Here is an 11,242-nt window from a genome sequence, read left to right as displayed (position 1 = left end):
AGGCCCTGGAGGCCGACCCGGCGGTCTTCCTCCTCGGGGAGGGGATCGACGACCCGGGCGGGGTCTTCGGCACCACCCTGGGCCTCAAGGAGCGCTTCGGGGACCGGGTGATGGACACCCCCATCGCCGAGAATGGCATGACCGGCGTGGCCCTAGGCGCCGCCCTAGCGGGGATGCGGCCCGTGGCCATCCACATGCGGGTAGACTTTTTGCCCATGGCCATGGATCAGATCGTCAATCACGCGGCAAAGTGGTCCTACATGACCGGCGGGCACGTCCGGGCACCGCTTACCATCCGCGCCATCGTCGGCCGGGGGTGGGGCTCCGCGGCCCAGCACTCCCAGAGCCTGCAAGCCCTCTTTGCCCACGTACCCGGCCTGCGGGTGCTGCTGCCGGCCTCTCCCCGCGACGCCAAGGGAATGCTCTTGGAGAGCATCTTCGGCGAGCAGCCGACGATCTTCTTGGAGCACCGCTGGCTCTACGACCACCGCCAGGCCGTGCCGGAGGAGCGCTACGAGGTGCCGGCCGGCCAGGCCGCCGTGCTGCGACAGGGCGGCGACGTCACCCTGGTGGCCTCGTCCCAGATGGTGCTGGAGGCCCTGGAAGCCGCCGACACCCTGGGGGCCGAGGGCATCAGCGCCGAGGTCCTCGACCTGCGCTCGGTCCGCCCGCTGGACCGGGACGCCGTCCTCGCGTCGGTGCGGCGCACCGGCCGCCTGGTGGTCGCCGACAACGGCTGGGGTCCGTGCGGCGTGGCGGCCGAAGTGGCAGCCATCGCCGCCGAGGGGGCCTTCGAGGCGCTGCGGGCGCCGGTGCGCCGGGTGACGCTGCCCGACGTACCGACCCCGGCGAGCGCCCCCCTGGAGAAGGCCTACTACCCGGGGGCCGCAGAGATCGCCGCCGCCGCGCGAGGCATCCTGTGACCGAACCCCTCCTGACCTTCGTAATCCCGGCTTACAACGAAGCGCCCAACCTCGCGGCCACCCTGCTGGGCATCCAACGAGCGGCGGCCGAGCGCGGCGTCTCCTTCGAAGCCCTGATCATCGACGACGGCAGCGGCGACGGCACCGGCGCCATCGCCGACGGCCTCGCGGCGGAAGACCCCCGGATCCGGGTCCTCCACAACCCCCGGAATCGGGGCCTGGGGTTCAACTACACCCTGGGCGTCCAGCAGGCGAAGGGCCGGTTCGTGATGATGGTGCCGGGGGACAACGAGGTCCTGCCCGAGACCGTCGCCGAGCTGCTCGGCTGCCTCGGGCGTGCCGACATCGTGGTCCCCTACATCGCCAACCAGGAGATCCGCCCCCTGGGGCGGCAGCTCCTCTCCCGGCTCTTCACCGCCGGCCTAAACGCCGCCTTCGGCCTCAAGCTCCGCTACTACAACGGGATCGTGATCCACCGGGCCGACCTCGTCCGCTCCGTGCCGATCACCACCCACGGGTTCGCCTACCAGGCCGAGGCGCTGGTCCGCCTGATCCGGTCGGGCCACTCCTATGTCCAGGCGCCCATGATCATCCGGGAGCGCCCGGGGGGCGGCTCCAAGGCCTTGCGGCCGCGCAACGTGTTCAGCGTCTTGCGCACGGTCGCCGCGCTCCTGCTCGATGTGCGCTGGCGGCAGCGCCGGAGCTACGCGGCGCCCGGACCCGAGGTCGCGGGCGGACGGGGCGGACACCCGGGATGAAGGTCCTCTTCGTGGTCAAGACCGTGGACTTCATCGACCCCCTGGGGTTGATGCTCCTCTCTGCCCTCGCCCGCCGCGCCGGCCACGACACCGACCTGGCGATCCTGGAGCGGGACGACGTGCTGCGCACCGTGGCCGAGCAGCGGCCGGCGGTGGTGGCCTACAGCGCCTCCACCGGGGAGCACAAGTACTACCTGGAGTTCAACCAGGCCCTCAAGCGCCGCCACCCGGAGGTGGAGACCATCATGGGGGGCCCCCACGCGACCTTCTTCCCCGAGATCCTGGAGGGGAGCAGCCTGGACGCCCTGTGCGTCGGCGAGGGCGACGAGGCGTTCCCCGAGTTCCTGGCGGCAGTGGCTGCCGGCAAGGGTTTCGAGGGCATCGCCAACATCGGCACACGGCAGAGCCCCCGCCCCGAACTGCGCCCCCTGTTTCAGGAGCTGGACAGCCTCCCCTTCCCGGATCGGGACCTGTACTACCGCCGCACCGAGATGGCGGAGTTCCCCCTCAAGAGCTTCATGGCCTCCCGGGGCTGCCCCTACCCCTGCACCTACTGCTTCAACCACGCCTTTCGCAAGATGTACGAGGGCAAGGGCAAGGTCGTCCGCCGGCACTCGGTCGACCACGTGCTCGAAGAGATCCGGCAGGTCCGCCGCCGCTATCCCCTCGAGTGCGTCAAGTTCTACGACGACATCTTCGTCTACCGGGTCGACCCCTGGCTCGAGGAGTTCGCCGAGCGCTACCCGCGCGAGGTGGGCCTGCCGTTTCACTGCCTCACCCGGGCGGACCTGGTCACAGAGGACGTGGTGCGGCTGCTCAAGGCCGCCGGCTGCCACTCGGTGAGCATGTCCATCGAGGCGGGCAACGACCGCATCCGCAACGAGGTGCTCAAGCGCAAGATGGGCCGCGAGCAGATCGTGTCGGCCTTCGCGCTCTTCCACCGCCAAGGCATCCACACCTTCTCGAACAACATCCTGGGGCTGCCGGGCAGCACCATCGCCGACGACATCGAGACCCTGGACTTGAACATCCGGTGCCAGGTCACCTTCGCCGAGTTCCCGGTCTTCCACCCCTATCCGAGGACCGAGCTCGGCGACCACTGCGTGGAAGAAGGGTGGTTCGACGGCGGCTACGAGGCCCTCCACATGTCCTACCAGACCGCCTCGCCGCTCTCGTGCTTCACGGACGAAGAAAAGAACATGCAGGTCAACCTCTCGGAGCTCGGTCTCCTGGCGGTGTGGTTTCCCCGGCTGCGCAACCTGATCGTCAACCGCTTGATCCGGCTGCCCCACAACCGGCTGTACTTCCTCGCCTACTTCGCCGCCAAGGCGTGGCTGGTGAGCCGCAAGATCTACCCCTTCCACGCGAGCCTCTCCTCGGCCTGGCGGCTGCTGCGCAAGAGCCTGCGGCTCGAGAGCTTCAAACACGTCCCGGAGGCGCCCCGTGACCCTCGGTAACTTCCTGCGCCACAACCGCTGGCACCTCGCGGCGGCGGCGTTCCTGCTGGCTCTCACCGTCTTTCTCGGGGTGCGCGCGGCGGACGAAGACCGCTGGAGCGACTGGGGCTTCGGCGACGCCCAGACCATGCTCTCGCTGCGCCAGTGGGAGGAGGGAGGGTGGCTCGACAACTACCTGCTCTTCATCCCCCAGGGCTACGCGGCCGCCATTCGCCACCTGGACGACCCGGAGCTGCGCCACCACGCCCACGGGACCTCCCCGAGCTCCTCACCCCGGGTGGGGCCACGCCTCTGGTACACCCACTACCCCCCGGGCTACTTGGTTCCGTACGCACTCCTCTTCCGGCTAGGGATCGACGGCATGCCCGCGGCGCGGCTGCTTTCGGTGGGCTTCTCGATCGCGGCTCTCACGCTCCTGTTCGTCTTCGTCTGCCGCCTCTGTGCGCCCCCTGTGGCGTTCCTCGGCGCCCTCGTGTACGGTCTTTCCCCGAGCTACCTCGGTTTCGCCGACAGCTTGGCGAACCAACCGCTCGACGATCTGCTTCGCTTCGGGTTCCTGCTGTGCATCGTCTACTCCACCCGGGCTGACACCCCAAGAGCCAGGTTTCGGTGGGCCGCCGCCGCCTGGGGAGCCGAGTTCTGCCTGTCCCTGAGCTCCTTCGACTCGGTGTTTTTCCTGTACACGTGGCTCATCGGCTGGGATCTCCTCGAGGGCAGGGGTTTCCGGTGGCGCCGGTACCTCCTGTTCTCCCTGGCTCCGCTCTCCGCCCACGGTCTCCAGTTTCTCCAGAACGCCTGGTACCTTGGGGCGGGGACGGCGTGGGTGGACATCCTCGACACCTTCGTCCTCAAGACTGCCGCGCGGCAGGCCGAGGGTCCCCTCGCCACCATGTGGGGCTCCCTGCTCCTCGTGCTCCAGCGGCTCACTGGGCCACCAGGGCTGCTCGGGGGCCTGGTTCTGCTCTACGTCGGGTACCGGTCGCTCGGGCGACTGGACGGGGATCGCGAGACCCCGTCCCTGGGCCTGCTCGGCGTCCTGTTCCTGTGCGGCCTCGCCCTGGTAGTGATCCTGCCGCACGCGGCGCGCATGCCCTACCAGGGGCGCCAGATGGGGCCCTTCGCGGCGGTCCTCGTGGGCGGTCTTCTCTACTCCCTGGTCCGAACTGCCAGGGACTTGCTGCGCCCCGAAGGCCGCGGACGGGTCCCGTGGCGAGACGGAGTCCGCATGGGCTTCCTGCTCGCTGGGGCGCCGGCCATGTTCATCTTCTTCGTCTTCTTCGCAGCCATGGACCGGTGGGCGGTGTACAACATCCCCCTGCACGACCCGGACGTGCGCCTGGCAAAGGAGTTGCCCACCCTGCCGACGGCGCACGAACCAATCTACTTCGACATCCAGGGATTTCGCACCTTCTGGGACCCGGCCTACATGCCCGGGTACCCGCAGATCATGCCCCTGTTGGAGTACTATGCCGGCAGCCGGCCCATCCTGTGCTTCTCGTCGGCGCCCGGCCTCATCACGGATCTCAAGACACTTGCGACGAAGGCGCCGGCCCGGTTCTCTCCGGTCCTCGTGGCCAGCGACAAGGATTTCCTCCACTCCATCGTCCGATCGCTGATCGGAGCAGGCATACTGCTGAAAGAACCCCCGGGCGCGTACCCCGTAGCCGGCCGATTCGTAGTGGACCTCACCGAATACATGAACTGGGAAGGCGATGCATCCGGTTCCGATTCCTGACCGCTACAATTACATCGCAGTCTTCCTCACGCTCGCCTGCAACCTAAGGTGCAGCTTCTGCATCAACCGGTTCGGCAGCGCCGAACCGCCCCGCGCGCGCCCGATGGCCGGAAGCGAGTGGGTGCGAGGGCTGGATCGCCTTGTCACGCGGCCGGACCTCCCCGTCACCCTGCAGGGCGGAGAGCCGAGCCTGCACCCGGACTTCATCGACATCCTCAACGGGCTTCGGCCCGACCTGCCCATAGACATCCTGACCAACCTCACCTTCGACGTGGAGGAGTTCGCGCGCCGTGTCCGGCCCGAGCGGCTCCGTCGCCAGGCGCCCTACGCCTCCATTCGCGTCAGCTACCACCCGGAGACCATGGAGCTCGCCCCCCTCGTGGAGCGCGTCCTCTTCCTCCAAGACGCGGGTTTCAGTGTCGGCATATGGGGCGTGATGCACCCTTTGCAGGAAGCCGCGGTCCTGGCCGCCCAGGCCCACTGCGCGGCCCGGGGGATCGACTTCCGCACGAAGGATTTCCTTGGGGAGTACGACGACCGCTTCTACGGCACCCTGCGCTACCCGCAAGCCTGTAGCGGAGCGACCAGGAATCGCGTACTGTGTCGCACTACGGAGCTGCTCGTAGGACCGTCCGGGGGCATCTACCGCTGCCACAGCGATCTCTACGCCGGGCGTCACCCCGTGGGGAGCCTCCTCGACCCAGACTTCTCCGTGGAGGACGAGTTCCGGCCGTGCGAAGTGTTCGGCCAGTGCAACCCCTGCGACATCAAGGTCAAGACGAACCGGTTTCAGGAGTTCGGACACACCTCCGTGGAAGTCCTCTTCCCCGGCGACGGACCGCAGACCTGATGCCCTGCGGGGGCCAGCCCTCTCCAGGCGGGCACCAGTGCGAAGGAGACAGCCCATGATCCGAGACATACCACGCGCCTTCCTCCGAGCAGGATCCCTCTCCCGCCTCGCAGCGCTGCCCGCGGCCCTGCTGGGGGCCGCCCTCGTCATCGGTGGGGTCTCCGGAGCCCGGGCCGCCACGCCAGGCGTGGCCGGTGGGGACTTCCACAGCCTCGCCCTGGCCGCCGACGGGACGGTGTACCAATGGGGGCAGGGTCAACTGCTGCCCCAGCCTGTATCGGGCCTCTCGGGCGTCACGGCCGTCGCGGCCGGCACCACTCACTCCCTGGCCCTCAAGGCGGACGGCACGGTGTGGGCCTGGGGCGACAACAGCCGGGGGCAGCTTGGCGACGGAACGCAGAGCTCCCGCGCGACGCCGCAGCAGGTCGGCGGAGCGCTGACCGGCATCCGTATCGTGTCGGTAGCGGGGGGGGACTACCATACCCTGGCGGTCGGCGAGGACGGCCGGGTCTGGGCGTGGGGAGGGAACGAGGCCGGCCAGATCGGGACCAACGACGGCCTCGACCACCTCGTGCCCGTTCAGGTGCCCGACATCTCGACCGCGACGGCGGTCTCCGCGGGCGAGGCGCACAGCGCCGCGCTGCTGGCGAACGGCGGGGTGCTCGCCTGGGGAGACAACAGCCACGGCCAGGTCGGCGACGGCACCCAGGATCCCCGACCCTCACCGACCCCGGTCTTGGGGCTGACCGGCGTGACCGCCATCGACCTGGGCGGCGGCAACTCCGGTGCCCTGCGTAACGACGGGACACTCTGGGTTTGGGGGCGGGCCCGGTATGCTGACTCAGTCCTCGATCGCCCCCTGCCGACCCGGGTCACCGAGCTGACCTCGGTGCGGACTTTTTCCATGGAGAACTTCCACACCCTGGCCGTGCTGCAGGACGGCTCAGTGTGGTCATGGGGCGTGAACCGTCAGGGGCGCCTCGGCACCGGCACCCCGGACGACCAGCCCTTCCCGGTCCGCCTGAGCGGCGTGGCCAACGTGACCGCGGTGGGAGGCTGGCAGGTAAGCCTGCTGGTAACGTCCTCGGGCCAGGTGTCCGGAGCCGGCCCCAACGCAGAGGGCCAACTTGGGGACGGCACTACCACGGACCGCCTTGCCCCCGTGCCGACCCTGAACGCCGCCGGCACCGCGCCCCTGGAGCTTGGGATCGCCCCCGCCGCGTCCTCCTCAGGTGGCGGAGGGGGGGGGTGCTTCCTGACCCTCCTGACCCTCCGGTAGGGCAGGGGCGGCCAGGCGCCGGCGCGCAGCCCAGACCCCGAGCAGCGTCAGGGCTGCCACCGCGCCAAGGACCAGTGCGAGTTCCCACACCTCGGGCTCACCCTCCCGGGTCAGCCCGAGGGACGCTGTGCCCACGGACCACGTGAGGGCCACGGTGCCCGGCGTCATGCCGAGCGCCGTCCCCCAGAGATAGTCCCGAAAGCGCACCGGGGTCAGCCCGAGTGCGAAGCTCAGGGGCGTGAACGGGGCCCAAGCGAGTCGGGCCAGCGCCACCACCGCGAAGCCCCGGCGCGCGACCGCGGATTCCCATCCGTGCAGCCTGGCGCCGATCAGGTTCCCGACAGCCTCGCGGCCGAGTCCCCGAGCCAGGCCGAAGCAGCCCGCCGCGCCGAGGAGCGCGCCGAGCCACACCCACAGGGCTCCCTCGTAGGGTCCGAAGATGACGGCCCCGGCCACAGTCAGGACGCTCCCAGGGACAAAGAGGCACATCCCCAGGCCGTAGAGGGCGACGAAGAGCAGCGGCCCCGCAGCCCCTAGCTCCGCGATCGTCGGCGCCAGCCCGGCCAGCCCTCGTTCCCCGAGCGCCCCTCGGGCGAACCACCCCGCCGCGCCGAGGGCGACGAGCCCGGCCAGGCGCAGGCCCCAGCGACACGCGGTCCCCTTCCCCATCACCGGCGCGCGAGCGCCTGCTCGGCCGGGGAGAAGTCCACCGGCGGCTTGCTGGGCAGGAGCCCCGGGTGGACGTCGCCGGCCAGGCCGACCGCGAGGATGATCCGGGCCGGCTCCCCCTGCACTACGTCGCCGGGGCCCCACTCGAGCGTGATGGCCCGCTCGTTCCCGGCGAGGGCCACGGACGGCCCCTCCTGCGGGGCCTGCCCCACCGAGTTCGAGAAGTACACCGCGCTGGGCCGCGTCTCGGGGTGCCACTCGACGAAGTTGGCCAGATTGGTGAACGTGTGGGGGCTCCCGATCGCCTCGTTCCCGTAGTCGAAGTACCCCGCGAAGGCGTGCCGCGCTGGGTCGATCCCCTCCTCGTACTCCACCAAACGGCCCTCCACCCACCCCACGTTGCCCTCCGACGAGCCGTATTCCCCCAGCCACGGCTCGTCCCCGTACCCGTATCGGACCCCCACCGCCTCGGACCCACGGTTCGAGATCGAGATGGCCAGGAGCACATAGGGTTCCCCGGCGCGAAACAGGGCGTGCCGCTCCACCTCCAACTCGGCGCCCGCGAGGTCGACGACGTGGAGGCTTCGCAGAGCCACCGCCCCCGGACCAGCGGACACCACCTCGCTCTCCCGGTAGACCCAGTCCACGGTCTGCACCGTCACGCTCCCATCGGCGGTCGCCAGGGCCTCGTTGGCGTTGCACCAGACGTGGTACCACCGATTCCCGTCATAGTACGCCATGCCCGACTGGTTCAAGAGCCGCGTGCCCTCGTTCCCCGGCAGCGGAGGGGGCCGCCCCCCGATGAAAAGGCCTGTCGGGTGGCGCCCCTCCCTGTCCACGTAGCGACTGAATGTGGTGACGATCTCCCTCCCCCCTGGCAGCAGGTTTCGCACCCAGCCCGTGCCGTCCCACGCGACCCACTCCTGCACCAGGGCCGGGCGGGGGCCGTCGTACCCCACTGGCGGCGCCACCGCGCCTCGGCGCACGTCGAGCCCGAACAGGAACCGGCCCTCGTCGCCCAGGAAGAGGTCATCGGAAATCTCCACCCCCCAACCGTCGCGTAAGAGGTAGAGCCCTCGCCACGTGCCCTCGAGCCGAAGGTCTATGAGGAGCACGGCAGCCACGCCGATGCCCAGGAACGCTGCTCCCAACCGCCACGAAGCTGCCCGTGCTCTCATTGGGTGGCCAAGAACTCCTTACGCGAGGAGGGCTGGCGCTCGCCGGCCCTCCTAGGGATGCGCTCTACTCTGGTTCCGCGCGCTCAGCAGGGATGGACGCTGGAGGTCCCCACCACCTGGGGCTTCACGTAGCGGCTCCGTCATTCTCCAACGCGCCCCGTGCAACAAACCGCACACCCTCGGCTAGAGTAGCTTCACCAGGGTGGCGATGAGGGCTGCTTGAGCAAGAAGGAGCCCGGCCACCCACCGGATGGTCTCGGCCTTGACGGTCTCGATCTTCAGTTCGAGCCTCGTCTCCAGTTCTTTGAGGTCTCGCTTCGTGGCGAGCTCTCCCTCGATGAGCCCGGCCAGTGCCTCAGCCTGCACCTCGGCCTGCGCCTCCGTAAAGCCGACTTCTTTGAGCCGTTTGGCGTATTGAAGCGTGTTGAACATGGTCGCATGGGGCATGAACCCACCTTCGCTTTCGTTCGCTGCGGTCACGGCGATGAGCGGCCGACTTCGATCTCCCGCAAGGCCTCCTCGAAGTCAAGATGGTCTTGGGGCGCCGCCTTAGCCGCGTCATAAGCCCGGATCGACTCGAGCTCTTCCAGATCCTCCAAGACCTCGCGGTACGATTCCATGTCCCACAGGCTAACCCGACCTACGGCTTCCGAGCTTCGCCATGCTCCGAACACCCCCTTCACCGAATCCAAAGAAACTTCAACTCCTTGCGCTGATCCAGCACGTCGAGCTCGTGGTGGTCCAACGCGACGGGAACCCTGATGTAGCCTCTTTCCGACCTCACCAAGCGTCGGGTGACGCCCTGGCGAGCTAATCCGACTTACGGCTGCAAGCACCCGACACTTCGGTACCGTCCTCCAATATCCGCACCAGGTCCTCGACTTTGGCAAACCAAGGAGCCACTTCCGCTTCTGTGAAACGCACCAGATCCGCGTAGTCCCCCTTCTGTCGACTGTCGAAGACCGTATCGAAGAATCGTCCCTAAAGGATCGCCCCCTCCCTCTCCACGTTCTGCACGAAGGGCATGGCTTGGTAGATCGAGCTTCGCCACCGGGCTCTGGATTCCACGACCACCGTAAGCACCTCTCCGGTCTCCAACTCCAGCGGGTAGAGCTCGTCGCGCACCCTCTCCTCCCGGCTCAACGGGACCGGCCCGTCGACGAGCACCAGGATGTCGTAGTCCGACTCCTCCGACCAGTCCCCGCGAGCCCGGGAGCCGTAGAGAATCACGTCTGCTTCCGGCTCCGCCCGTCGTACGGCATCCCGGCAGCGCGCCAGCACGTCGTCCCGTCCGATACCCGTCAGCTTGCGCATCGGCAGCCTCTTGCAGACCTCCCCGGTTGTGTGGATCCCCCTGGCGTGCAAACCCAACCTATCTCCTCACGCAACGCCGCAACGACGCAACGCAACCCCACTTCAAATCGGCTGCGCGAGGTTCGGGCTCCCTGGTTCCGTCAGTTCTTCGTCGCGCCGTTGCGCCGTTGCGTGAAACCGCTCTTCCTGGGCAGTGCCCACCAAGGCCGTGACCTCCACGGGCCTCAGGTCGGGGCGCCTCGGGTTCGCCAGCGAGAAGGTCGCGTGAACGATACCCATGGGTGAACCTCCTTCCGGGCTGGGAGAAGCCCCGAAGGCAGTGTACGGGGGCCCGTCGCGTCTGGCAACGCCACCTGCTCACAGAAGAGGGCCGGCACTCCGGCCGGCCCTCTCGCCCTTCAGCACGGGCCTTTTGCCCCTCAGCAGGGGTGGACGCTGGAGGTCCCCACCACCTGGGGCTTGACGTAGCGGCTCTTCTTCATGGCCTTCTCCTCTCTCGAAGGGCTGTCAGCGGTTAGCTGTCAGCGGTCAGCATTCACCTCCACGTAGGAGACGGAGCTCCGCGGGGTCGGGATGCTCTCTCCCTCTTCCATCAACCCCTCCAGGTGAAACGCGATTGCCTCGCCCATCGCCTGCTCCACCTCGTCGCGAGTGCGCCCGGTGGCTACACAGCCTTCCAGGTCCGGGCAGTAGGCGGAGTACCCTGTAACGGTCTCTTCGATCACGATCAGATACCTGCTCATCGCTCCAAACCCGCCTGGCGAAACACGCTCCGTAGAGTCCCCGGGGCCAGATCGTCTCCCGCCTTGCCCGCGATCGTCACGACACCCCGCTTGATCGGATGCTTGAACTGACGGTGGCTTCCTCTGGTCCGATCCAGGAACCAGCCGTCGGCCTCGATCATACGGATGACCTCTCGAACCTTCAACCGTCACTTCCCGTACTCGTCCTTCCACACCGTTTCATCGATCTCAACATACCCCAGGGTGTCGCCCAGCTCCACCCGGTCGCGCCGGTGCTTGACCTCCCGCACGAAGACGCCCTTCTCGGGGGCCGCCAGGGTCCAGGTGCCGTTGCCG

13 protein-coding genes are annotated in these 11,242 nt (G+C 68.5%); 6 read left to right on the top strand and 7 right to left on the bottom strand.

What is annotated here, in order from left to right:
- From AB1578_17600 to AB1578_17575, 6 genes are all read left to right on the top strand, one after another.
- A partial coding sequence (locus AB1578_17600; GenBank protein ID MEW6489711.1) for a transketolase C-terminal domain-containing protein occupies nucleotides 1-923 on the top strand: 923 nt, incomplete at its 5' end.
- A complete protein-coding gene (locus AB1578_17595; protein MEW6489710.1) occupies nucleotides 920-1,681 on the top strand; it encodes a glycosyltransferase family 2 protein in 762 nt (253 codons plus the stop codon). The genes AB1578_17600 and AB1578_17595, both read left to right, overlap by 4 nt.
- Complete coding sequence (locus AB1578_17590; protein ID MEW6489709.1) at nucleotides 1,678-3,138, top strand: radical SAM protein; 1,461 nt, start codon at nucleotides 1,678-1,680, stop codon at nucleotides 3,136-3,138. The genes AB1578_17595 and AB1578_17590 overlap by 4 nt, the downstream gene beginning before the upstream one ends.
- Complete coding sequence (locus AB1578_17585) at nucleotides 3,125-4,873, top strand: hypothetical protein (protein MEW6489708.1); 1,749 nt, start codon at nucleotides 3,125-3,127, stop codon at nucleotides 4,871-4,873. The genes AB1578_17590 and AB1578_17585 overlap by 14 nt, the downstream gene beginning before the upstream one ends.
- Complete coding sequence (locus AB1578_17580) at nucleotides 4,851-5,723, top strand: radical SAM protein (protein MEW6489707.1); 873 nt, start codon at nucleotides 4,851-4,853, stop codon at nucleotides 5,721-5,723. Before AB1578_17585 ends, AB1578_17580 begins: the two co-directional genes overlap by 23 nt.
- Before the next feature lie 55 nt (nucleotides 5,724-5,778).
- Nucleotides 5,779-7,002, top strand: coding sequence for a hypothetical protein (locus AB1578_17575; GenBank protein MEW6489706.1), 1,224 nt, complete (start codon nucleotides 5,779-5,781; stop codon nucleotides 7,000-7,002).
- Here the strand turns inward: AB1578_17575 and AB1578_17570 are convergent.
- The 7 genes from AB1578_17570 to AB1578_17540 form a co-directional block, all read right to left on the bottom strand.
- Complete coding sequence (locus tag AB1578_17570; GenBank protein MEW6489705.1) at nucleotides 6,952-7,671, bottom strand: TVP38/TMEM64 family protein; 720 nt, start codon at nucleotides 7,669-7,671, stop codon at nucleotides 6,952-6,954. The genes AB1578_17575 and AB1578_17570 overlap by 51 nt on opposite strands.
- A complete protein-coding gene (locus tag AB1578_17565) occupies nucleotides 7,671-8,849 on the bottom strand; it encodes a hypothetical protein (GenBank protein MEW6489704.1) in 1,179 nt (392 codons plus the stop codon). The genes AB1578_17570 and AB1578_17565 overlap by 1 nt, the downstream gene beginning before the upstream one ends.
- 183 nt (nucleotides 8,850-9,032) lie before the next feature.
- Nucleotides 9,033-9,296, bottom strand: a complete 264-nt coding sequence (locus tag AB1578_17560; GenBank protein MEW6489703.1) for a DUF1640 domain-containing protein — start codon at nucleotides 9,294-9,296, stop codon at nucleotides 9,033-9,035.
- A gap of 534 nt (nucleotides 9,297-9,830) precedes the next feature.
- Entirely contained in the window at nucleotides 9,831-10,163 is a 333-nt protein-coding gene (locus AB1578_17555; GenBank protein ID MEW6489702.1) for a nucleotidyltransferase domain-containing protein, read from the bottom strand.
- A gap of 102 nt (nucleotides 10,164-10,265) precedes the next feature.
- Entirely contained in the window at nucleotides 10,266-10,442 is a 177-nt protein-coding gene (locus tag AB1578_17550) for a hypothetical protein (protein ID MEW6489701.1), read from the bottom strand.
- Between the two features lie 242 nt (nucleotides 10,443-10,684).
- The gene (locus AB1578_17545; protein MEW6489700.1) at nucleotides 10,685-10,906 is read right to left on the bottom strand and encodes a type II toxin-antitoxin system HicB family antitoxin; all 222 of its coding nucleotides are present in this window, start codon (nucleotides 10,904-10,906) and stop codon (nucleotides 10,685-10,687) included.
- On the bottom strand, nucleotides 10,903-11,091 hold the full coding sequence (locus AB1578_17540) for a type II toxin-antitoxin system HicA family toxin (GenBank protein ID MEW6489699.1): 189 nt from the start codon (nucleotides 11,089-11,091) through the stop codon (nucleotides 10,903-10,905). Before AB1578_17540 ends, AB1578_17545 begins: the two co-directional genes overlap by 4 nt.
- Nucleotides 11,092-11,242 lie beyond the last annotated feature (151 nt).

It is taken from the genome of Thermodesulfobacteriota bacterium, from assembly GCA_040756475.1.
Classification (GTDB): Bacteria; Desulfobacterota; Deferrisomatia; order Deferrisomatales; family JACRMM01; genus JBFLZB01.
This window is presented reverse-complemented; position numbering and strand designations above follow the sequence as displayed.

Excerpts from the sequence above, each read along its gene's own strand:
- AB1578_17555 (MEW6489702.1), bottom strand. The coding sequence starts at position 10,163 with ATGCGCAAGCTGACGGGTATCGGACGGGACGACGTGCTGGCGCGCTGC.
- AB1578_17580 (MEW6489707.1), top strand. The coding sequence starts at position 4,851 with ATGCATCCGGTTCCGATTCCTGACCGCTACAATTACATCGCAGTCTTC.
- AB1578_17565 (MEW6489704.1), bottom strand. The coding sequence starts at position 8,849 with ATGAGAGCACGGGCAGCTTCGTGGCGGTTGGGAGCAGCGTTCCTGGGC.
- AB1578_17550 (MEW6489701.1), bottom strand. The coding sequence starts at position 10,442 with ATGGGTATCGTTCACGCGACCTTCTCGCTGGCGAACCCGAGGCGCCCC.
- AB1578_17590 (MEW6489709.1), top strand. The coding sequence starts at position 1,678 with ATGAAGGTCCTCTTCGTGGTCAAGACCGTGGACTTCATCGACCCCCTG.
- AB1578_17570 (MEW6489705.1), bottom strand. The coding sequence starts at position 7,671 with ATGGGGAAGGGGACCGCGTGTCGCTGGGGCCTGCGCCTGGCCGGGCTC.
- AB1578_17560 (MEW6489703.1), bottom strand. The coding sequence starts at position 9,296 with ATGCCCCATGCGACCATGTTCAACACGCTTCAATACGCCAAACGGCTC.
- AB1578_17545 (MEW6489700.1), bottom strand. The coding sequence starts at position 10,906 with ATGAGCAGGTATCTGATCGTGATCGAAGAGACCGTTACAGGGTACTCC.
- AB1578_17575 (MEW6489706.1), top strand. The coding sequence starts at position 5,779 with ATGATCCGAGACATACCACGCGCCTTCCTCCGAGCAGGATCCCTCTCC.